This window comes from Telluria mixta (assembly GCF_029223865.1).
Lineage (GTDB): Bacteria > Pseudomonadota > Gammaproteobacteria > Burkholderiales > Burkholderiaceae_D > Telluria > Telluria mixta.
The window spans coordinates 4,222,554-4,243,131 of the sequence record NZ_CP119520.1; the positions used below are offsets into that span (position 1 = coordinate 4,222,554).

Annotated in this window: 19 protein-coding genes and 1 pseudogene; 12 read left to right on the top strand and 8 right to left on the bottom strand. The window is 64.8% G+C overall.

Annotation, left to right across the window (positions count from 1 at the left end; translation table 11 throughout):
- Window positions 1-37: 37 nt before the first annotated feature.
- From cheA to P0M04_RS18880, 8 genes and pseudogenes are all read left to right on the top strand, one after another.
- On the top strand, window positions 38-2,200 hold the full coding sequence (gene cheA, locus P0M04_RS18845) for a chemotaxis protein CheA (protein WP_259447562.1): 2,163 nt from the start codon (window positions 38-40) through the stop codon (window positions 2,198-2,200).
- A 35-nt stretch (window positions 2,201-2,235) separates the two neighbouring features.
- The gene (locus P0M04_RS18850; protein WP_259447561.1) at window positions 2,236-2,733 is read left to right on the top strand and encodes a chemotaxis protein CheW; all 498 of its coding nucleotides are present in this window, start codon (window positions 2,236-2,238) and stop codon (window positions 2,731-2,733) included.
- A 55-nt stretch (window positions 2,734-2,788) separates the two neighbouring features.
- Window positions 2,789-3,673 (top strand): CheR family methyltransferase, encoded by an 885-nt coding sequence (locus P0M04_RS18855; protein WP_259447560.1) that lies wholly within the window; start codon window positions 2,789-2,791, stop codon window positions 3,671-3,673.
- An 18-nt stretch (window positions 3,674-3,691) separates the two neighbouring features.
- On the top strand, window positions 3,692-4,291 hold the full coding sequence (gene cheD / locus P0M04_RS18860; protein ID WP_259447559.1) for a chemoreceptor glutamine deamidase CheD: 600 nt from the start codon (window positions 3,692-3,694) through the stop codon (window positions 4,289-4,291).
- A gap of 17 nt (window positions 4,292-4,308) precedes the next feature.
- Entirely contained in the window at window positions 4,309-5,382 is a 1,074-nt protein-coding gene (locus tag P0M04_RS18865) for a protein-glutamate methylesterase/protein-glutamine glutaminase (protein WP_259447558.1), read from the top strand.
- Between the two features lie 165 nt (window positions 5,383-5,547).
- The gene (gene cheY / locus P0M04_RS18870) at window positions 5,548-5,943 is read left to right on the top strand and encodes a chemotaxis response regulator CheY (RefSeq protein WP_258819068.1); all 396 of its coding nucleotides are present in this window, start codon (window positions 5,548-5,550) and stop codon (window positions 5,941-5,943) included.
- Entirely contained in the window at window positions 5,944-6,576 is a 633-nt protein-coding gene (gene cheZ, locus P0M04_RS18875) for a protein phosphatase CheZ (protein WP_259447557.1), read from the top strand.
- 59 nt (window positions 6,577-6,635) lie between these two features.
- Window positions 6,636-7,843: pseudogene (locus P0M04_RS18880) on the top strand (EAL and HDOD domain-containing protein).
- Window positions 7,844-7,889: 46 nt separating this feature from the next.
- On the opposite strand, the gene P0M04_RS18885 reads toward P0M04_RS18880, so the two are convergent.
- The 5 genes from P0M04_RS18885 to P0M04_RS18905 form a co-directional block, all read right to left on the bottom strand.
- Window positions 7,890-8,645: a flagellar brake protein gene (locus tag P0M04_RS18885; RefSeq protein ID WP_259447555.1), complete on the bottom strand. Its 756-nt coding sequence runs from the start codon at window positions 8,643-8,645 to the stop codon at window positions 7,890-7,892.
- A gap of 108 nt (window positions 8,646-8,753) precedes the next feature.
- Window positions 8,754-9,593 (bottom strand): pantoate--beta-alanine ligase, encoded by an 840-nt coding sequence (gene panC, locus P0M04_RS18890; RefSeq protein WP_259447554.1) that lies wholly within the window; start codon window positions 9,591-9,593, stop codon window positions 8,754-8,756.
- Between the two features lie 20 nt (window positions 9,594-9,613).
- Entirely contained in the window at window positions 9,614-10,507 is an 894-nt protein-coding gene (locus tag P0M04_RS18895) for a segregation and condensation protein A (protein WP_371877221.1), read from the bottom strand.
- 33 nt (window positions 10,508-10,540) lie between these two features.
- A complete protein-coding gene (locus P0M04_RS18900; RefSeq protein WP_259447553.1) occupies window positions 10,541-10,738 on the bottom strand; it encodes a DUF3460 family protein in 198 nt (65 codons plus the stop codon).
- Window positions 10,739-10,828: 90 nt separating this feature from the next.
- Entirely contained in the window at window positions 10,829-12,145 is a 1,317-nt protein-coding gene (locus P0M04_RS18905; protein WP_259447552.1) for an enoyl ACP reductase FabMG family protein, read from the bottom strand.
- A gap of 165 nt (window positions 12,146-12,310) precedes the next feature.
- Between P0M04_RS18905 and P0M04_RS18910 the strand changes: the two genes are divergently transcribed.
- On the top strand, window positions 12,311-12,547 hold the full coding sequence (locus tag P0M04_RS18910; RefSeq protein WP_259447551.1) for a hypothetical protein: 237 nt from the start codon (window positions 12,311-12,313) through the stop codon (window positions 12,545-12,547).
- A 19-nt stretch (window positions 12,548-12,566) separates the two neighbouring features.
- On the opposite strand, the gene metG is transcribed toward P0M04_RS18910, so the two are convergent.
- Window positions 12,567-14,714: a methionine--tRNA ligase gene (gene metG, locus P0M04_RS18915; RefSeq protein ID WP_259447550.1), complete on the bottom strand. Its 2,148-nt coding sequence runs from the start codon at window positions 14,712-14,714 to the stop codon at window positions 12,567-12,569.
- Between the two features lie 147 nt (window positions 14,715-14,861).
- Here metG and apbC point away from each other — a divergent pair, with 147 nt between their 5' ends.
- Both apbC and P0M04_RS18925 read left to right on the top strand, forming a co-directional pair.
- Window positions 14,862-15,950, top strand: a complete 1,089-nt coding sequence (gene apbC / locus P0M04_RS18920) for an iron-sulfur cluster carrier protein ApbC (RefSeq protein WP_259447549.1) — start codon at window positions 14,862-14,864, stop codon at window positions 15,948-15,950.
- 96 nt (window positions 15,951-16,046) lie between these two features.
- Complete coding sequence (locus tag P0M04_RS18925; RefSeq protein ID WP_259447548.1) at window positions 16,047-17,084, top strand: RNA methyltransferase; 1,038 nt, start codon at window positions 16,047-16,049, stop codon at window positions 17,082-17,084.
- On the opposite strand, the gene P0M04_RS18930 is transcribed toward P0M04_RS18925, so the two are convergent.
- Both P0M04_RS18930 and P0M04_RS18935 read right to left on the bottom strand, forming a co-directional pair.
- On the bottom strand, window positions 17,053-17,772 hold the full coding sequence (locus tag P0M04_RS18930) for a 2'-5' RNA ligase family protein (protein WP_259447547.1): 720 nt from the start codon (window positions 17,770-17,772) through the stop codon (window positions 17,053-17,055). The genes P0M04_RS18925 and P0M04_RS18930 overlap by 32 nt on opposite strands.
- Window positions 17,773-17,782: 10 nt before the next feature.
- Window positions 17,783-18,949 carry a GGDEF domain-containing protein gene (locus tag P0M04_RS18935; RefSeq protein WP_259447546.1) on the bottom strand — a complete coding sequence of 389 codons (1,167 nt, stop codon included), beginning with the start codon at window positions 18,947-18,949 and terminating at the stop codon, window positions 17,783-17,785.
- Window positions 18,950-19,135: 186 nt separating this feature from the next.
- On the opposite strand from P0M04_RS18935, the gene gltX reads away from it, so the two are divergent.
- Window positions 19,136-20,527: a glutamate--tRNA ligase gene (gene gltX / locus P0M04_RS18940; RefSeq protein ID WP_259447545.1), complete on the top strand. Its 1,392-nt coding sequence runs from the start codon at window positions 19,136-19,138 to the stop codon at window positions 20,525-20,527.
- Window positions 20,528-20,578 lie beyond the last annotated feature (51 nt).

The window sequence follows — 20,578 nt, forward strand, 5'->3', positions numbered from 1 at the left end:
TGGGTTTCCCGCCGATCGCACCAGACGGATATTTGACATGACCATCGACATCAGCCAGTTTTACAAGGTCTTTTTCGACGAGGCGGAAGAGCTGCTCGCCGAAAAGGAGCGTCTGCTGCTGGCCGTCGATATCGATTCGCCGGACCCGGAAGACCTGAACGCGATCTTCCGCACCGCCCATTCGATCAAGGGCGGGGCGTCGACCTTCGGCCTGAACGACATGAGCGAGGTGACGCACGTGCTCGAGTCCCTGCTGGACCGCATCCGCAAGGGCGAGATGGCACTGACCAGCCAGCACGTGGACGCCTTCCTGGCCGCCAAGGACATCCTCAAGATGCAGCTCGACGGCCACCGCAACGGCGCGGAGGTCGACCAGGAGGCGGTCGCCAACGTGCGCATGATGCTGCACGACCTGTCCGAAGGCGTGATCGTGCCGACGCACCAGCCGACCGTGCCGTCGTTCCTGCACGCGGAACAGAAGCAGCAGGTGACCGAAGGCGCCCACCGCTACAAGATCGAGCTGCCCGACCTCGCCAAGCGCGACGTCGATGCACTGGTGGACGAACTCGGCCTGCTGGGTCGCGTGTCCGTCGTGCCGCTCGAAGCGGGCCGCACGGCGCTGATCATCATGACGCACGAGGGCCTGGACGACATCATCGCCATCTGCTCCTTCGTGCTCGATCCGAACGACCTCAGGATCTTCGAGGCGCCCCCGCTCACGCCCGAGCAGCGCGCGCGCGAAGCCGCCGAACGCGCCCGCATCGAGGACGAGCAGGGCTACGGCTTCTTCGACCCGGCCGACCCGGTCGATGACGCCACCACGGACTCGTCGGAGGACGAACTCGGCTACGGCTTCTTCCAGCCGATCGAGCAGATCCGCCTGGAAGTCGGCATCGTGGCCGAGGTGCCGCCGCCCGTGCCCGCGAAGCCGGAACCGCTTGAAGTGACGGAAGTGGCGGCCGAAAAGAAAGCCGCCAAGAAGGCCGCCGAGGGTGGCCATGCGCAGGGTTCCGAATCGTCGTCGATCCGCGTGTCGATCGAAAAGGTCGACCAGCTGATCAACCTCGTCGGCGAGCTGGTGATCACGCAGGCGATGATCGAGCAACGCAGCTCGGGCCTCGATCCGATGGTGCACCAGCGCCTGTTGGCATCCGTGTCGCAGCTGACGCGCAATACGCGCGACCTGCAGGAAGCCGTCATGTCGATCCGCATGATGCCGATGGACTTCGTGTTCTCGCGCTTCCCGCGCATGGTGCGCGACCTGGCCGGCAAGTTGGGCAAGAAGGTCGACTTCATCACCAACGGCGCTGCCACGGAACTGGACAAGGGCCTGATCGAGCGCATCGTCGATCCGCTCACGCACCTGGTGCGTAATTCGATCGACCACGGCATCGAACTGCCCGCCGCGCGCGTGGCCGCCGGCAAGTCGGAGTCGGGACGCCTGTTCCTGTCCGCCGCGCACCAGGGCGGCAATATCGTGATCGAAGTCGCCGACGACGGTGGCGGCCTGAATCGCGAACGCATCCTGGCCAAGGCAAAGCAGAACGGCCTGCCGGTGTCGGACAACATGAGTGACGCCGACGTCTGGCAGCTGATCTTCGCACCGGGCTTCTCGACGGCGGAAATCGTCACCGACGTCTCCGGCCGCGGCGTCGGCATGGACGTCGTCAAGCGCAATATCCAGGCGCTCGGCGGCACGATCGACATCCGCTCGGCGCGCGGCTTCGGCACGACGATCCTGATCTCGCTGCCGCTCACGCTCGCGATCCTGGACGGCATGTCGATCCGCAGCGGCGAAGAGATCTACATCCTGCCGCTGGGCTTCGTCGTGGAGTCCCTGCAGCCGGCGCGCGCCGACGTCAAGGAAATCCACGGCCAGGGCCGCGTGGTGAAGGTTCGTGGCGAATACCTGCCGCTGATCCCGCTGTACCAGATGTTCAACATCGAGCCGCGCATCACCGACCCGTGCGAGGGCATCCTCGTGATCCTCGAGGCGGAAGGGCGCAAGGCCGCGCTGTTCGTCGACGAACTGGTCGGCCAGCAGCAGGTCGTCGTGAAGAACCTGGAAGCGAACTACCGCAAGGTGGCCGGGATTTCCGGCGCCACCATCCTCGGCGATGGCGGCGTGGCGCTGATCCTGGACGTCGGCGCGCTGCTGCGTTCGTCGCGCCAACTGTCCGACGAATCCGTCATCTCCTGATTTAAACCGTACTTTTGCTCCGATAAGGAACCGACATGTCCACTCAACCGACGAACAAGCCGAACGATGCCCACGACGGCAACGGCAGCGAATACCTGGCCTTCACCCTCGGCTCCGAGGAATACGGCATCGACATCCTGAAGGTGCAGGAGATCCGCGGCTACGAAGCCGTGACCCGCATCGCCAACGCCCCCGAATTCATCAAGGGCGTCATCAACCTGCGCGGCATCATCATCCCCGTGGTCGACATGCGCATCAAGTTCAACCTGGGCACGCCGACCTATGACCAGTTCACGGTCGTGATCATCCTGAACATCGGCGGCCGCATCATGGGCATGGTCGTGGACAGCGTGTCGGACGTGACCACGCTGACCCCGGACCAGATCAAGCCGGCGCCGGAGATGGGCAGCGCCTTCAACTCCGACTACCTCACCGGCCTCGGTACCGTCGACGAGCGCATGCTCATCCTGATCGACATCGACAAGCTGATGTCGTCCAGCGAGATGGGCCTGATGGACCGGATGGCAGCATAAGACAGGCAGCGCGGCGCAAGGGACACACCCGGACCGCACGCGGTCCGCAGAACGAATGCAACCCATGGCAAACAACGTGCCGCACAATACGAAGCCGGTGGCAAAACAGGAGACCGGCAAGGAGTTCGACTTCACGCGCGCCGACTTCGAGCGCGTACGGGGCCTGATCTACCAGCGCGCCGGCATCTCGCTGGCCGACAGCAAGCAGGAGATGGTCTACAGCCGTCTCGCGCGCCGCCTGCGCGCCAACGGCATCGCCTCGTTCGCGTCCTACCTCGACGCGCTGGAAGCGGGCCGCATGCCGGCCGAGTGGGAATCGTTCACGAACGCGCTGACGACGAACCTGACGTCGTTCTTCCGCGAGGCGCACCATTTCCCGCTGCTGGCCGAACACGCGCTCAAGGCGCGCGCGAGCCACGGCGGACCGCTCACGATCTGGTGCTCGGCCAGCTCCACCGGCGAAGAACCGTATTCGATCGCGATGACCGTGTGCGAGGCGTTCGACACCTTGACCCCGCCGGTGCAGATCATCGCCACCGACATCGACACGAACGTGCTGGCCACGGCCAGCGCCGGCGTCTACCCGATCGAGCGCGTCGACAAGATGGAACAGGCGCGCCTGCGCCGCTTCTTCCTGAAAGGGAAGGGCGCCCAGGAAGGCCTCGTGCGCGTGCGCCCGGAGCTGCGCCAGCTGATCACGTTCCGGCAATTGAACCTGCTGGCCGACGGCTGGGACGTCAAGGGCCCGTTCGACGTCATCTTCTGCCGCAACGTGATGATTTATTTCGACAAGGCCACGCAGCGCAAGATCCTGTCGCGCTTCGTGCCCCTGATGAAACCGGACGCGCTGCTGTTCGCCGGCCACTCCGAGAACTTCCTGTACGTCTCCGACTCGCTGCGCCTGCGCGGCAAGACGGTTTACGAATTGAACCACGGCTGACGCCCACGACACTCGCCCATGGAAACGAACAGCCATTTCGCCACCAACGTCTACTACGACCGCACCTTCGACTGCGACGCGGCCAAGATCCTGCCCGGCGAGTACTACTACACGGGCAAGGACATGCTGATCGTGACGGTGCTTGGCTCGTGCGTGTCGGCCTGCATCCGCGACCGCGTGAAGGGCCTGGGCGGCATGAACCACTTCATGCTGCCGGACGGCGGCGATCCGGGCAACCCGGTCTCGGCCTCGATGCGCTACGGGACGTATGCGATGGAAGTGCTGATCAACGACCTGCTCAAGGCCGGCGCCCGGCGCGAGCACCTGGAAGCGAAGGTGTTCGGCGGCGGCGCCGTGCTGCGCGGTTTTTCCGCGATGAACGTCGGCGAGCGCAATGCCGCGTTCGTCATTCAATTCCTCAAGACGGAACGGATTCCCGTGCTGGCCGAGGACCTGAACGACATCTACCCGCGCAAGGTGTATTTTTTCCCGCGCACGGGCAAGGTGCTCGTCAAGAAACTGATGCAGACCCATAACGACACGCTGGCGAAGCGCGAGCTCGATTACGCCAGCCGCCTCAAGGTCACGCCCGTCTCCGGCGCCGTCGACCTGTTCTGAAGAGAAAGGCAAAACCAATGACAAAGATCAAAGTGGTGATCGTGGACGATTCCGCCCTGATCCGCAGCGTGATGACCGAGATCGTCAATTCGCAGCCCGACATGGAAGTCGTCGGCGTCGCACCCGATCCGCTCGTCGCCCGCGACCTGATCAAGCGCACGAATCCGGACGTGCTCACCCTGGACGTCGAGATGCCGAAGATGGACGGCCTCGACTTCCTCGAAAAGCTCATGCGCCTGCGCCCGATGCCCGTGCTGATGGTGTCGTCGCTGACGGAGCGCGGTTCCGAGATCACGATGCGCGCGCTGGAACTGGGCGCCGTCGATTTCGTGACGAAACCCAAGATCTCGATCCAGAGCGGCATGCGCGAGTACACCGAACTGATCGCCGACAAGATCCGTGGCGCGTCGCGCGCCCGCATCAAGCCGCGCACCCTGCAGGCGCCCGCGGCCGGCGGCGCCACGCCGCTGCCGCAACTGCGCAATCCGCTGACGTCGTCGGAAAAGCTGATCATCATCGGCGCCTCGACGGGCGGCACGGAAGCCATCCGCGAATTTCTCATGCAGATGCCGTCCGACTGCCCCGGCATCCTGATCGCCCAGCACATGCCGGAAGGTTTTACCAGTTCGTTTGCGCGCCGCCTCGATTCGCTGTGCAAGATCAGCGTCGTCGAGTCCGCCGGCAACGAACGTGTGCTGCCGGGCCACGCGTACATCGCGCCGGGCCACTCGCATTTGCTGCTGACGCGCTCCGGTGCGAACTACATGACGAAGATCGAGCAGAGCGAGCCCGTCAACCGCCACCGTCCGTCTGTGGACGTCCTGTTCCGCTCGGCGGCGCAGGCGGCCGGCAAGAACGCCGTCGGCGTGATCCTGACGGGCATGGGGAAAGACGGCGCACAGGGTATGCTGGAGATGAAGAACGCGGGCGCCTACAATTTCGCCCAGGATGAAGCGTCGTGCGTCGTGTTCGGCATGCCGCGCGAAGCGATCGCCATCGGCGCCGCCCACGAGGTGGCCGCCCTGAGCGCACTGCCGGGCCTCGTGCTTGGCCATCTGGCAACGCATGGGGGCCGGGCGTTGCGCGTTTGATCCGCAGGGGTGGGTTTCGCTGCGGTTTTATCGCCGTAGAGCAACAAAAATGCTATGCTTCAGCTTGTATCGCAGTGCCGAATCTACCAACACACAAGAGGTTTACAACCGAATCCGGTTGAATAGGCCTCATAATCAGAGTTAAGAGAAACAACGGAGTAATTCATGGCTGACCCTAAGATGCGTTTCCTGGTTGTTGACGATTTTTCGACGATGCGCCGCATCGTCAAGAATCTGCTGAAAGAACTGGGTTACAGCAATGTCGACGAGGCGGAAGACGGTGTCCAGGCACTGGCCAAGCTGCGCAGCGAACAGTTCGATTTCGTCGTGTCCGATTGGAACATGCCGAACATGGACGGCCTGACGATGCTGCAGAACATCCGTGCCGATCCCGCACTGGCCAAGCTGCCGGTGCTGATGGTGACCGCCGAAGCCAAGAAGGAAAACATCATCGCGGCGGCGCAAGCCGGCGCCAACGGCTACGTTGTGAAGCCGTTCACCGCGGCCACGCTGGACGAAAAGCTGAACAAGATTTTCGAAAAGATGGAAAAGGCCGCGTAAATGAGCGAGCACATCGCCGACTCGACCTCGTCCGACGAGGTCCTGAGCCGGATCGGGCACATGACCCGCGCATTGCACGAAAGCCTGCGCGGGCTGGGCCTGGACAAGCTGATCGAGAAGGCCGCCAGCGACATCCCCGATGCGCGCGACCGTCTCGATTACGTCGTCCGGCTGTCCGAGCAATCGGCCAAACGTGTGCTCGACGCGACCGATGCCGCCAATCCGCTGCAGGATGGCATCGACGACCGTGCCGCCGAACTGAGCCAGTCGTGGCAGGCCCTGCTGGCCGCACCGGGCGCCGACGGCGACTGGCGTGCGCTGGCCGAACGGACCGTCGCCAGCCTGGCCGAATCACGCGAAGCGGCCAGCGCCACGAAGGCGCATTTGATGGACATCATGATGGCCCAGGACTTCCAGGACCTGACCGGCCAGGTGATCTCGCGTATCACGGGCATCGCCCAGAACCTGGAAAAGCAGCTGGTGCAAGTGCTCGTCGATTTCGCCCCGAGCGAGATCAAGCGCGAGCTCGACAATGGCTTGCTGAACGGTCCGCAGATCAACCCGGAAGGCAATACCGACGTCGTGGCCGACCAGGGCCAGGTCGACGACTTGCTGGACAGCCTGGGCTTCTGATCCCGACGCGGCGGCTTCAAGCCGCCGTTTTTCGTTCCACCCGGCGATCGTTACAAGACATGCACCAGACTCACTTCCTCGTCCGTGAACCCTTGCTCGACCCGAAGCAGCGCGTGATCGGTTACGAGCTCTGCTGGCAACAGCGCGACGGCCAGGCACTCGGCGACGCCGACCTCGAACGCCTCGTCGCCTTCGTCGCCGAACACGTGGTCGACGAGGAGCAGGGCTGGCTCCTGCGCGACAAGATCCTGTTTCTCGACGCCGTGCCCGCGATGCTGTCGCTGGATGCGCTGCACGCGCTGCCGCCGGAACGCACCGTCCTCTCGCTCTCCGTGCGCGAGCTCGCGAACCCCGACACCCGTGCGGCCGTGCAGGCGCTGCGCGCCGGCGGCGTCGGCATCTCGATCCGCGGCGCCGACCTGGCGCTGCTGGGCAAGAACCTGGCGCCCTACGCGTCCTACGCCGAAGTGCGCTTCGCCGGCGCCGACGTGGCGGCCCAGGCGCGCACCTACGCGGCCGCGAAGCAGTCGGCGTTGCGGCTCGTCGGGCGTCCCGTGTCGACGTGGCAGGACTTCGACGCCTGCGCGGCGCTGGGCCTGGACGCCTTCGTCGGCAAGCTGCACCTGACGCCGCGGCCGGGCAACCCCGTCAAGGGCATGAACCCGGCCCAGACGATCATCCTGCAGCTGATGCAGATGGTGCAGAACAACGAGGACGTGCCCAAGATCGAGGCCGTGCTCAAGCGCGACCCGGCGCTGATCTATAAACTCCTGCGCTTCATTAACTCTGCCGGTTTCGGCTCGGGCCGCGAGATCCAGTCGCTGCGCCAGGCGATCGCGATGCTCGGCTACGCGCCGTTGTACCGCTGGCTCGTCCTGCTGCTGGCCACGGCCAGCACGAGCGGCTATTCGCCGGTGCTGATGGAAACGGCCGTCGTGCGTGCGCGCCTGTGCGAACTGCTGGGCCAGACCTGCCTGCCGCGCGGCGAGGGCGAGCACTTGTTCGTGGCGGGCATGTTCTCGCTGCTGGACCGCCTGCTGGGACTGCCGATGAAGGAGGTGCTGGACACGATCCAGTTGCCGGAGCAGGTCGTGCAGGCGCTGCTGGGACGCGGGGGACCTACGGGCCCTATCTCGCGCTGGCGGAGGCATGCGAGCTGAATTCGGATCTCGTCGCGTCGCTGGCGGCGTCGCTGGACATCAGCCCGCTCGACGTCAACAAGGCGCACCTGTCGGCGCTGGCGTGGGCGCAAAACGTGGCGGCGTGATCCACCAGGCAAAACGGCCCATCGCGGGCCGTTTTGCCTGGTTTTCTTATCTGCGCTTCTGTATCTTGTCGACCGCCCGGTCGAGCGTCTGACGCATCTGCATCGAGATGTTGGAGATGCGGCATCCCACCTGCACCTGCTGGCCCAGCAGGAACGTGCGGAACGGCCGCAGCAGGCGGACTTCGAGGTCGGCCGTGACGACGAGCGTGGTTCCCATTTCCAGCAGCACGCCGTCCAGTTTCTTGCCCACGTACAGTTCGAGCGCCTGGTCCGGCGTCGCGCGCAGGCCCACGCCGCCGCGCGAAAAATCGTACAGCGGCATCTCGAACACCTTGCCCATCATGGTGAAGCGGGCGCTGTAATTCATTCCCACCGGCGATTCGAGCCTGGGCTCGGCGCGGCGGTTCAGCACGAGGCAGACGTCCGGCAGCGGCAGCTGCACGAGATCGGGCCGACCCGGCACGACCGCCCAGTTGGCATCCAGTTCGAACTGGATCTTGGCGTTGCCGCCGAGCGCGGCGACGAACGTGGCCGGGCCTTCCGCCAGCACGAGGTCACCAGCGAGCTCGAGGCTGAAGACCTTGCCCTCGGGATCGACGCTGTCGATGCGCGCCAGGAAGAAATCCTGGCCGCGCGGATACACGGTCACGGCTTCGCCGGTCAGGGCGAGCGTGGTCAACGCGTCGCCGATGTCGAACGGTTCGCGCATGTCGTGCGCGCCCGTGTTCAGGTGGATCCGGTCGACGACGTCGTCCGGTTTGGGCGGACCTTTGCGCATCATAGCCATTGAGAGGTCGGTCAAGACGCTACTCCTTCTTTTTACGTGGTTTGGGTAAAAAGCCAAACTCCGAGTCTAGCAAGAAGAGTTGCCAATTCCTACAACATATTTGCAACAATGGAACTATTAGAGTCAGATCTCAAGATTATCGATCAGACGCGTCGCACCAAGTTTGGCCGCCGTCAGGACGACGAGCGGGGCGCCCGCTTCATATTCCTCGCGGCTCGGCGCCTGCAGGTTCATGCGCTTGCGGATCGACACGTAGTCGGGCTGCCAGCCACGCGCGGCCAGGCGTTCCATCGCGTCGCGTTCGAGCAGCGCAAGGTCGGCGTGGCCGGCGCGGGTCTGCTCGGCCACGTACTGCAGCGTCTGGTACAGGAACGGCGCCTCGGCGCGTTCCGCCGTGCCCAGGTAGCCGTTGCGTGACGACAGCGCGAGGCCATCTTCCGCGCGGAAGGTTTCGGCCCCGATGATTTCCGTCGGCAGCGCGAACTGGCGCGCCATGTTGCGGACGATCATCAGCTGCTGGTAATCCTTCTTGCCGAACACGGCCACGCGCGGCTGCACGCACGAGAACAGCTTCGTCACGACGGTGCACACGCCGTTGAAGAAGCCGGGGCGGAATTCGCCTTCCAGGATATTGCCCAGGTCATCGGGCGGCTGCACGCGGTATTCCTGCGGTTCCGGATACAGGTCTTTCTCGGTCGGCGCGAACAGCACGTACACGCCTTCCTTCTCCAGCTTGGCGACGTCCGCCTCGAACGTGCGCGGATATTTGTCGAAGTCCTCGTTCGGGCCGAACTGCAGGCGGTTGACGAAGATCGAGGCGACGACGGGATCGCCGTGGCGGCGCGCCAGGCGCATCAGCGACAGGTGGCCTTCGTGCAGGTTGCCCATCGTCGGCACGAAGGCGGTGCGCAGTTGTCCGCGCAGCTGGTCGCGCAGTTCGTCAATGGTGGAGATGATTTTCATAGTGTCAGATTCGAAATGGGTCACGCCGGGGAATAGGCGAGCCGCACGTAGATGGGGGCGAAAGGTTCGGCCTGGGTTATTTCGATTAACGTTTCTTTCGCCAGTTCGAGCATCGCGACGAAATGCACGACGACGACGGGCACGCTGGCCTGGCCGCCGAACAGTTCCGAGAACTCGACGAAGCGGGCCGACTGCAAGGTGCGCAGGATGGCCGACATGTGCTCGCGCACGGACAATTCCTCGCGGCCGATGCGGTGATGCTGGGTCAGCTTGGCGCGGCGCAGCACGTCCATCCACGCGCGCTGCAGGTCGTGCGGATCGACCTGCGGCCAGACCGGGCCCAGCGCCTGCTCGATGTGCAGCTGCGGGCGCACGAAGTCGCGCCCTTCCTGGGGCAGGGCGCCCAGCTGCTGGGCCGCGACCTTGATCTGCTCGTAATCCAGCAGACGCCGCACGAGTTCCGCGCGCGGATCTTCCGCTTCCTCGACGAGCGTGTCGACGCGCTTGGGCAACAGCATGCGCGACTTGATCTCGATGAGCATCGCGGCCATCAGCAGATATTCCGCCGCCAGTTCCAGGTTGCTCTTGCGAATCTGCTCGACGTATTCCAGGTACTGCAACGTGACCTGGGCCATCGGGATGTCGAGGATGTCGAAGTTCTGCTTGCGGATCAGGTACAGCAGCAGGTCGAGGGGACCCTCGAACGCGTCGAGAAAGATCTCGAGCGCATCGGGAGGGATGTACAGGTCGGTGGGCAGGTGCAGCAGCGGTTCGCCATACAGGCGCGCGATGGCGCTGTCGACGTGGGCGTCGGCATCAGCGGACTCAGGCGGAGGGTTGGGCACATGAGCCGCGATGCCGTCGCCCGCTTCGGGATCGGCGCCCCCATCGGGCGGCGCCTGCTCGGGCATCATCGTCGTCGGCCTCGGAATGCAGCAGGTCGAGCGTCAGACCTTGGTCTGGTACGGATACGCCTGCTGGCGGAGGCGCGATTCGTTGACGCGGCGCTGCTCGTCCAGCGACAGCGGGGCTTTGTCCCACAGCAGCGAGCGGCCGGCTTGCTGGCGCTCTTCCATGCCCGGGGTCTTTTCCTTCAGTTCCTTGATGAACTTGGTGTGCTCGGATTCGTACTGGATGTGTTTCATGGCTTTTCTAGGCAAGTCGTACAAACGGCGGCCCCGTTTATCGGGAGCCGCCGCATCATAAAAACAAGGAATGATACTGCGAGTCAGCGCTTATTGGTGCAACGCATTCAGCTGACGGGCGATGATGTCGTGGTTGAGCCACAGCACCGGTGCGATCTTCTCGGCCGCGCCGTGGAACATCAGCGGGCCGGTGCCTTCCAGCACCAGAGCCGACAGGTGGTCCGTGATCAGCGCCTTCTTGTCCGTGTGCAGCGACGTGATTTCGTCCGAGGTGCCGATCATCAGGTCGGCCAGTTCGGGCGTGTTGTCCATCGGCCAGGCCTCGAAGTTGCGGAACGACGCGCTGGTGGCGGTCTGCAGATAGGCTTCCAGCTTGTCGAGGATCGATTGCAGCGACACGCCTTCGCCCAGCAGGGCCTGGCAGATGTCCCACTGTTCCTGTGCCCACGCGCCGCCGCCTTCCTTCTTGAGGGCCAGCAGCAGCGGGAACAGGGACAGTTCGACGCCGACGAAGATGTCGGACGAGTTCGTGCGGATTTCCGGGCAGTTGAACACGGTGGCGGTGACGCCCTGGGCCCATGCGGCCTCGGCGATCGACTCCAGGCGCATCTTGGCATAGCCCTGCGTGTAGTTCGTGTAGGTCTGCCACACGTACTCGTCGCCGATCAGGATCTCGGTGCCGTGGTAGCCGTACGCCGTGTAGCGCACCTGGCCGCCCTTGGCTTCGACGCGTGCGCGGATGCCGGCGGAGGCGTCGATCAGGTATTTCAGCGTGTTCGCCGACACTTCGTCGAAGTTCATCAGGATCAGCTTGCCGAGGTCGCTGTCCAGCAGGGCGCGCGACGACATGAAGCGGTCGCCGCGGCCTTTATAAATGCGGTTGGCGATGGCGAGGAAGGCCTTGATCTTCGGGATGCCGCCGGCCATCGTGTGCGCGAAGAACACGTTGGCGCCGTCCGGGATCAGCTTGTCGATCTCGGCCATGACGTCCTGGGCGGACTGGGTGAAGCGCTGCACGCCGGCGGTGCGGCAGGCTTCGATCTTGGTCCAGTCCAGCTTGTCTTCTTGCCAGCTCTTGAGGGTAATACCGGACAGCATCTCGGTCGGATTCTGCTCGCCCGGAGGCGCGTCCATGTCGAAACCGGCCATCAGGGGCACATTGATGATGCGGCCGCCCAGCTTGGCTTCCGCTTCCGCATGCTCTTCCGGCGTCAGGGCGCGCAGCGTGCCATCGTCGTTGCGGCGGCCGACGGTGATGCCGAGGATCGTCATGCCGGCGGCGCGCGCCTCGTCGATCAGGCCGTTCACATAGCCGCGGCCGAACAGTTCGCCGAACAGGACGAAGACGTCACCTTGGCGGAACAGATTCGCTTGCGGGATGTGCCTCAGGGCTTTGTATTCGGTCATATTAGTCGCTACTACTCAAAAGTGTGGAGGATGGACGTCGGGCTATTACCTGCGTCCTATTATTTTTTAAAAACAGCGCATTATACTGCCACTTGTTCGCGGAAACTGATGGTATTCTGGCAAGGTATTGACGCTCCCTTTCCACTCCTATCCCACAGGTGATCCATGAAAGCTCTGCTTGCCGTCGCTATGTCGTTCGCCCTGGCCGGATGCGCCAGCACCCAGGAAACGCCGGACATGCCCGCCCTCGGCGCGGCGGCGACGTCGTCGACGGACACGGCCGCCGTGATTACCGGCAGCCGCATCCCGGCCAAGCGCACCGAAAAGATGGTCAGCCAGGTCGGCGGCAAGGACTACAAGGACAACAAGAGCTCGCTGATGGCGCCGCTGCAGAGCAACTGACGCCACCGACGGGGCCCGCTTAGCGGATCCGCATGCCCGGCTGGGCGCCGCTCACCGGCTCCAGCAGGTACAGGCCCGGATTCGTTTTCTCGTCTTTCGCGGACGCGCACAGCACCATGCCTTCCGACACGCCGAATTTCATCTTGCGCGGCGCCAGGTTGGCCACGAGCACCGTCAGCTTGCCGATCAATTGCTCCGGCTGGTAAGCCGACTTGATACCCGAGAACACATTACGATAGCGGCCTTCGCCCACGTCCAGCGTGAGGCGCAGCAGCTTGCTCGACCCTTCGACGTGCTCACAATTGACGATTTTCGCCACGCGCAGGTCGATCTTGGTGAAGTCGTCGATCGAGATTTCCGGGGCCAGTTCCTCGATGTCCGAGGCTTCGGCGGTCGTCACCGCGGCAGCCGGCGCTGCTGCTGCGGTCTCGACGGCAGCAGCGGGGGCGGCCGCGGCCGGTGCCGGCTTGTCGAACAGATCCTCGACCATCTTGGCATCCACGCGCTGCATCAGGTGGCTGTAGGCGCCGATGGTGCGGCCCAGCAGCGGGGCGTACACGCGGTCGCCCTGGGTGTCTTCCCACGAGTACGCGTCGTCGCCGAGGAATTCGCGCACGCGCGCGGCCACGTGCGGCAGCACCGGCGACAGCATGATCGTCAGTTGGCGGAACAGGATCAGCGCGGTCGTGCACACGTCGTGCAGCTCGGCCGTCTTCGTTTCGTCCTTGGCCAGGATCCACGGCTTGTTCTCGTCGACGTAGCGGTTGGCGACGTCGGCCACTTCCATGATTTCGCGCAGCGCCTTGCCGAATTCGCGCGATTCGAAGTTCGCGGCGATCGCGGCCTGGCGCTCACCGTTGTCGCCGTTCAGGGCGCGGGCGATCCACTGTTTCGCATCGTCCGACAGGGTCGAAGCCAGCTTGCCGTCGAAACGCTTGGCGATGAAGCCGGCGCAGCGGCTGGCGATGTTCACGTACTTGCCGATCAGGTCGCTGTTCACGCGCGCGACGAAGTCGTCGCCCGTGAAGTCCAGGTCTTCGACCCGGGCGTTCAGCTTGAACGCGAGGTAGTAGCGCAGCCATTCCGGATTCATGCCCAGCTGCAGGTAGCGCAGCGGCGAGATGCCCGTGCCGCGCGACTTCGACATCTTTTCGTTGTTCACGGTCAGGTGGCCGTGGACATTGACCTTCAGCTTGTCGATGATCGGGTGGCCCGAGAAATTCAGCATCGCCGGCCAGAACAGCAGGTGGAACGACACGATGTCCTTGCCGATGAAGTGCACTTGCTCGGCGGACGGATCGTTCAGGAATGCTTCGTAATCGATGCCCTGTTTTTCGAAGTAATTCTTCAGGCTGGCGAGATAGCCGACCGGCGCGTCCAGCCACACGTAGAAGAATTTACCCGGCGCATCCGGGATCGGGATGCCGAAATAGGGCGCGTCGCGCGAGATGTCCCAGTCGGCCAGCTTCTCGCCGTTTTCACCGAGCCATTCGGACACCTTGTTGACCATCTCCGGCTGCAGGCGGCCCGGCGTGTTCAGCCACTCCTTCAGGAATTGGAAGCAGCGCGGGTCGGACAGCTTGAAGAAGTACTGTTCGGATGGCTTCAGGATCGGCGTCGAGCCCGTGAACACGGAGTACGGGTTGATCAGCTCGGTCGGCTGGTAGGCGGCGCCGCACACTTCGCAGTTGTCGCCGTACTGGTCCTTCGCGTGGCAGACCGGGCACTCGCCCTTGATGTTGCGGTCGGCCAGGAACATGCCCTTGGCCGTGTCGTAGAAGCGGTCGACCGTCTTCGTGTAGATGAGGCCGTTGTCGCGCAGGCGGCGGTAGATGCCCTGCGACAGGTCGACGTTTTCCGGCGAATCCGTCGAATACCAGTTGTCGAACGCGATGTGGAAGCCGTCCAGGTATTGCGCGCGGCCGGCCGCGATCTTCGCGACGAATTCCTGCGGCGTCACGCCTTCCTTCTCGGCGGCGATCATGATCGGCGTGCCGTGCGTGTCGTCGGCGCCGACGAAGTGCACGACGCGCTGCGCACCGGCGTCGCGCTGCATTCGCTGGAAGCGGACCCAGATGTCGGCCTGGATGTATTCCATCATGTGGCCGATGTGAAAGGCAGCGTTGGCGTAGGGCAGGGCGGTGGTGACGAACAGCTTGCGTGTCATGGTCGAAGGTCGAGGTTGTCGAGGAAAACAGGCATTTTACCAGCGGATGACCCCAAGCGCGCAGGGGGTACTTTGCGCATTTGCCGGCCTGACAACAGGGGATACCCTGTTTTGCGCTAAACTTGCGCATCACATCCGGAGAACCCAATGAGCATCACTGTAGATGACGTCAAGGCCGCGCTGGCCGCTGTCGTCGATCCCAACACCCATAAAGATTTCGTCACCTCCAAGGCAGTCAGGAACATCCAGGTCGACGGCGGCAACGTCGCCCTCGACATCGAGCTCGGCTATCCGGCGAAGAGCCAGGTCGCGGGCATCCGCGCGTCCGTCGTCGACGCGCTGCGCAAACTCCCCGGCGTGGACAACGCCAGCGTCAACGTCACGAGCAAGATCCTGTCGCACGCCGTGCAGCGCGGCCTGAAGGTGATGCCGAACGTGAAGAACATCATTGCCGTCGCGTCCGGCAAGGGCGGCGTCGGCAAGTCGACGACGGCCGTCAACCTCGCGCTGGCGCTGGCCGCCGAGGGCGCGTCGGTGGGCCTGCTGGACGCCGACATCTACGGCCCGTCGCAGCCGATGATGCTGGGCGTGAACGGCCGTCCGCAGAGCCTGGACGGCAAGACGATGGAGCCGCTGGAAAACCACGGTGTGCAGGTGTCGTCGATCGGCTTCATGATCGACCCGGACGAGCCGATGGTGTGGCGCGGCCCGATGGTCACGCAGGCCCTGCAGCAGTTGCTGGAACAGACCAACTGGCGGAACCTCGACTACCTGATCGTCGACATGCCGCCGGGCACGGGCGACATCCAGCTCACGCTGTCGCAGAAGGTCCCCGTGACGGGCGCCGTGATCGTCACCACGCCGCAGGACATCGCCCTGCTGGACGCGCGCAAGGGCCTCAAGATGTTCGAGAAGGTCGGCATCCCGATCGTCGGCGTCGTCGAGAACATGAGCACCCACATCTGCTCGAACTGCGGCCACGTCGAAGCGATCTTCGGCGAAGGCGGCGGCCAGAAGATGTGCGAAGACTTCCACGTGGACTTCCTCGGCAAGCTGCCGCTGCAGCTGTCGATCCGCGAGCAGACGGATTCCGGTACGCCGACCGTCGTGGCGGAGCCGGACGGTGCCGTCGCCGCGATCTATAAAGAGATCGCGCGCAAGGTGGCCGTGAAGGTGGCGGAGCAGTCGAAGGATATGTCGGCGAAGTTCCCGACGATCGTCGTCAAGAACGACTAACCCGTCGTCCTCGCGAAAGCGGGGACCCATACTGAGCTCATCGAAGTGGCTCAGCATGGATTCCCGCGTTCGCGGGAATGACGATTTGGCGTCAACATGAGAATTGAAGCAATCCGCACCCGCCTGCATGCATTAGGCGCCCAGCCGCTGCACGCCGACCGCGTCCTGCGCGACTGGGTCCGCGTGATGGCCCACGACCGCGGCCGTCGCCGTCCCGACGACTTCCTGCCGAAGCCCGTCCGGGAGGCGCTGCCGCAGCTGGATGCGGAACTGGATGCGCTCGCCCGCGTCATCAGCACCCATCCCGCCGATGACGGCTCGGCCCGCCTGCTGGTCGGCCTCGCCGATGGCCAGACGGTGGAATCCGTGCTGCTGCCGCGCGACGGCGTGTGCGTGTCGAGCCAGGTCGGTTGTGCGGTCGGCTGCCAGTTCTGCATGACGGGTCAAAGTGGCCTGATCCGGCAGGTGACGAGCGGCGAGATCGTCGCCCAGGTCGTGCTGGCCCGCCGCCTGCGGCCCGTCAAGAAGGTCGTGTTCATGGGGATGGGGGAGCCCGCGCACAACCTCGACAACGTATTGGAAGCCATCGAGCTGCTCGGCATCGAAGGCAATATCGCGCACAAGAACCTCGTGTTCTCGACGGTGGGCGATCCGCGCGTGTTCGAACGCCTGCCGCAAGGCCGGGTGAAACCGGCGCTGGCGCTGTCGCTGCACACGACGAAGACGGACCTGCGCGCACGCCTGCTGCCGCGCGCACCGCGCTTCACGGCCCGCGACCTGGTCGAGGAGGGCGAACGCTATGCGCGCCTGACCGGCTATCCGATCCAGTACCAGTGGACGTTGCTGGACGGCGTCAACGACGGGCTGGACGAACTCGAGGCGCTCGTGGACCTCTTGCGCGGCAAGTATGCCGTGCTGAACATGATCCCCTACAACACGAATCCCGGCTTGCCGTTCCGCCGGCCCGACTGGGACAAGGCGCGGGCGATCGCGGCCTGGCTGTTCGAGCGGGGCATCCTGACGAAGCTGCGCGATTCGGCGGGGCAGGACGTCGATGGCGGCTGTGGCCAGTTGCGGGCGCGGGCCACCGGCGAGCAGACGGTCACGTTGCGTCGTACGGCGGCCGCAGCGTAAATGTCGCGACCGGTTCGACCGCCGCGCTCGACATATACCAGTCGTTGATCACGAGCTGCAGGCTGTCCACCCGCATCGTCCCGAGCGGCACGTCGCGCATCGCCGCCAGCACTGCGGCCAGCCGCGCCGGATCGTCCGGCGGGGCGATGAAGCGCAGCAAGGTCGAATGCGCGGTGACGAGCCGGTAGCGCTGATCCAATGTCCCATCGAGCCCGCGTGCGCGCAGCACGTCGCGCAGGCGCGCGCGCAGCCGTTCCAGCGTGCCGTCGCGCGTAAAACCTTTGGCCAGCACGGCGCCGCGCGAGATCGTGATGCCCTGGAAGTCGATGTCGAACGCCGGCAGGTCTTCCAGCGCCGCGCGCGCGGCCGCCGCGTAATCCGCGCGCCGGGCCAGGTGCGGTGCGTAATCTGCCGTCACCGTGAACAGCGACAGCACCGTCATGTGCAGATCGGAGAGGGGCTGCCGGTATTGCTGCGGGTCGGCGGCGAGCAAGGCATCCTGCACGGCTTCGAAGCGGACCGCCAGCGTTGCGCCGGGACGCGCGATCAGCGTGAGGCCCCGGCGCGGATCGAGGCCGCCGGCGAGGTGCCGGTCGCAGTCGACGTCGCCGCGCGAGACGTCCGGCCAGGCGCGGTCCCACATGGCATCGTAGTGGACGCGCAGGTCGGGTAAGGAAAGATCGCTCATCCGGGCGATTCTATGCCACGCGTGCGATGCCCGTCTCGATTTGCCGTGCGCGCACCTGGTTGCGGCCGCCCCGCTTGGCGTCGTACATCAGATCGTCCGCGACGGCGATGAGCGATTGCGGCGTGATGGCCTGGTTCGCCGCGAAATCCGCGCCGACGACGCCGAAGCTGGCGGTCGTGGCCAGCACCGTGTCGCCGTACGGGATGCGTTCGGCGGCGAACGCGGCGCGGACACGCTCGGCCAGTTCGACGGCGCCGTCCAGCCGCGTCTCCGGCAGGATGATCAGGAATTCCTCGCCGCCGTAGCGCACGACCGTGTCGATGGCGTCGCGCGTCATCGTCTGCAACAGGTTCGCGAAGCACCGCAGCAGTTCGTCGCCCGCGTGGTGGCCGTACGTGTCGTTGATGGCCTTGAAGCCGTCCAGGTCGCACATGATCAGCGACAGGCTCAACCGGTAGCGCCGCGCGCGGGCGATCTCGCCGTCGAGCAGGGCGGCATTCAGGTGGCGCCGGTTGTAGCAGCCGGTCAGCGGGTCGCGCACGGACAGGTTCGTCAGTACCTGGCGCGTGCGATATTGCTCGCGCCACAGGCGTGCATGACGGTTCGCGGCGACAGCGCCGAAGGCGTTGGCGAACAGGACCAGCATCGTCATCGACACGAGGTGGCGCGTCGATTCGAGGTACTGGATCCACGCCAGCGCGACGAACACGAGGCTGGAACCGAGTGCGATGGCGACGGAGGTGCGCAGGCGGTTCGGGATGAAGATCAGGATCACGACGGCCATCAGGCCGACGGACGTCCCGTGCAGCAGCGTGTCGGCCGGGCGGCGCCACGCGACGAACATATAGGTGAGCATCCCCAGCAAGGTGAACACGCTCGCCACCCGGTACGCGGCCGTGACGGGCGCCGCGGCCCGGCGCGCATGGCGCAGGCCGGCCCAGGCGAGGAGCGGCACGACGGACCGGGCGAGCAGGGACGGGATGGCGCCGGGCAGGCCCAGCGCCAGCACGTCGGCCACGCTGAACATCAGGTAGAACAGCGAGCATACGATCAGCGCGCGGCGCAGGTCGCGCAGGATCGTCGGCGCCTGCTCGTGCAGGAATGCGACTTCGGTCGCCGCGCAGACGAATTCGCCGCGCAGGCGCGCAATGGCAGCGGTGCTTGGATCGTTCGTCATGGGTGGGGTGATATATGCATGGGGTGGAAAAGCCGGACGAGACTGTAGCCAAAACTTAAATTTCTGTAAAGTAATTTTCAGTCGTCGTGGGCAACCATGTTGCAGGATGGCCCGCTCCCTCATTGACGGGCCACGCGGTAAAATAGCCGCTTCATTAATATTCATGCGTTCCCTTCGCATCCGACCATGACCGTCCGTACCCGTTTCGCTCCCAGCCCGACTGGCTATCTCCACCTCGGTGGCGCGCGCACCGCGCTGTATTCGTGGGCCTATGCCCGCCATTTCGGCGGCACCTTCGTCCTGCGCATCGAAGACACCGACCTGGAGCGTTCGACGCCGGAAGCCGTGCAGGCGATCCTGCAGGGGATGGAATGGCTGGGCCTCGCGCACGACGAAGGCCCGTTCTACCAGATGCAGCGCATGGACCGTTACCGCGAAGTCGTGAAGGGCATGCTGGAAGCCGGCACGGCTTACCTGTGCTACTGCTCGCCGGAAGAAGTGGAAGCGATGCGCGAGCGCATGCGCGCCGCCGGCGACAAGCCGCGCTACGACGGCACCTGGCGCCCGGAACCGGGCAAGACGCTGCCGCCGGTGCCGGAAGGCGTCAAGCCCGTCGTGCGCTTCAAGAATCCGCTGGACGGCGAAGTCACGTGGCACGACGTCGTCAAGGGCCCGATCACCATCGCCAACAAGGAACTGGACGACCTCGTGATCGCCCGTCCGGACGGCACGCCGACCTATAACTTCTGCGTCGCCGTCGACGACTGGGACATGAAGATCACGCACGTGCTGCGCGGCGACGACCACGTCAACAACACGCCCCGCCAGATCAACATCCTGCGCGCGCTGGGCGCCGAGCTGCCGCAGTATGGCCACCTGCCGATGATCCTCGGTCCGGACGGCCAGAAGCTCTCGAAGCGCCACGGCGCCGTCAGCGTGATGGAATACCCGGAGCAGGGCTATTTGCCGGAAGCGATGCTGAACTACCTGGCGCGCCTGGGCTGGAGCCACGGCGACGACGAGATCTTCTCGATGCAGCAGTTCACCGAGTGGTTCAACCTCGACCACCTGACCGCGTCGGCCGCGCAGTTCAATCCGGAAAAGCTGGGCTGGCTGAACAACCACTACATCAAGCAGGCGGACAACGAACGCCTGGCGGGCCTCGCGCGTCCGAAGATGGAGCGCGAAGGCGCCCAGTTCGACGGCGCGCCGCCGTTGGCCGCCGTACTGGGCCTGATGAAGGAGCGCACCAACACCATCAACGAGCTGGCCGACGCCGCCATGCTGTTCTACCGCGAACCGAAGCCGGACGCGGCACTGCTGACCCAGCACCTGACAGACGCCGTGCGCCCGGCGCTGGCCCAGTTCGCCGAGCGCCTGCGCGACGTGGAATGGACCAAGCCGGCCCTGTCCGCGACGATGAAGGAAGTGCTGGCCGCGCACGGCCTCAAGATGCCGCAACTGGCCATGCCGCTGCGCCTGCTCGTCACGGGCCAGTTGCAGACGCCGGCCATCGACGCGGTGCTGGAATTGTTCGGCCGCGACACGGTGCTTGCCCGAGTGAACAAAGGGTTGTGACTATTTGCGTAATGCAAGTGCGTCCGCTATAATGCTCGCACTTCAGCGCTG

Bases quoted from the DNA above. Each gene is read 5' to 3' on its own strand.
- P0M04_RS18900 (WP_259447553.1), bottom strand. From the start codon at position 10,738: ATGAAACACATCCAGTACGAATCCGAGCACACCAAGTTCATCAAGGAA.
- P0M04_RS18935 (WP_259447546.1), bottom strand. From the start codon at position 18,949: ATGACGAACGATCCAAGCACCGCTGCCATTGCGCGCCTGCGCGGCGAA.
- cheZ (WP_259447557.1), top strand. From the start codon at position 5,944: ATGAGCGAGCACATCGCCGACTCGACCTCGTCCGACGAGGTCCTGAGC.
- cheA (WP_259447562.1), top strand. From the start codon at position 38: ATGACCATCGACATCAGCCAGTTTTACAAGGTCTTTTTCGACGAGGCG.
- P0M04_RS18850 (WP_259447561.1), top strand. From the start codon at position 2,236: ATGTCCACTCAACCGACGAACAAGCCGAACGATGCCCACGACGGCAAC.
- P0M04_RS18865 (WP_259447558.1), top strand. From the start codon at position 4,309: ATGACAAAGATCAAAGTGGTGATCGTGGACGATTCCGCCCTGATCCGC.
- apbC (WP_259447549.1), top strand. From the start codon at position 14,862: ATGAGCATCACTGTAGATGACGTCAAGGCCGCGCTGGCCGCTGTCGTC.
- metG (WP_259447550.1), bottom strand. From the start codon at position 14,714: ATGACACGCAAGCTGTTCGTCACCACCGCCCTGCCCTACGCCAACGCT.
- cheY (WP_258819068.1), top strand. From the start codon at position 5,548: ATGGCTGACCCTAAGATGCGTTTCCTGGTTGTTGACGATTTTTCGACG.
- P0M04_RS18930 (WP_259447547.1), bottom strand. From the start codon at position 17,772: ATGAGCGATCTTTCCTTACCCGACCTGCGCGTCCACTACGATGCCATG.
- P0M04_RS18895 (WP_371877221.1), bottom strand. From the start codon at position 10,507: ATGATGCCCGAGCAGGCGCCGCCCGATGGGGGCGCCGATCCCGAAGCG.
- cheD (WP_259447559.1), top strand. From the start codon at position 3,692: ATGGAAACGAACAGCCATTTCGCCACCAACGTCTACTACGACCGCACC.
- P0M04_RS18855 (WP_259447560.1), top strand. From the start codon at position 2,789: ATGCAACCCATGGCAAACAACGTGCCGCACAATACGAAGCCGGTGGCA.
- gltX (WP_259447545.1), top strand. From the start codon at position 19,136: ATGACCGTCCGTACCCGTTTCGCTCCCAGCCCGACTGGCTATCTCCAC.
- P0M04_RS18905 (WP_259447552.1), bottom strand. From the start codon at position 12,145: ATGACCGAATACAAAGCCCTGAGGCACATCCCGCAAGCGAATCTGTTC.
- P0M04_RS18910 (WP_259447551.1), top strand. From the start codon at position 12,311: ATGAAAGCTCTGCTTGCCGTCGCTATGTCGTTCGCCCTGGCCGGATGC.
- P0M04_RS18925 (WP_259447548.1), top strand. From the start codon at position 16,047: ATGAGAATTGAAGCAATCCGCACCCGCCTGCATGCATTAGGCGCCCAG.
- panC (WP_259447554.1), bottom strand. From the start codon at position 9,593: ATGAAAATCATCTCCACCATTGACGAACTGCGCGACCAGCTGCGCGGA.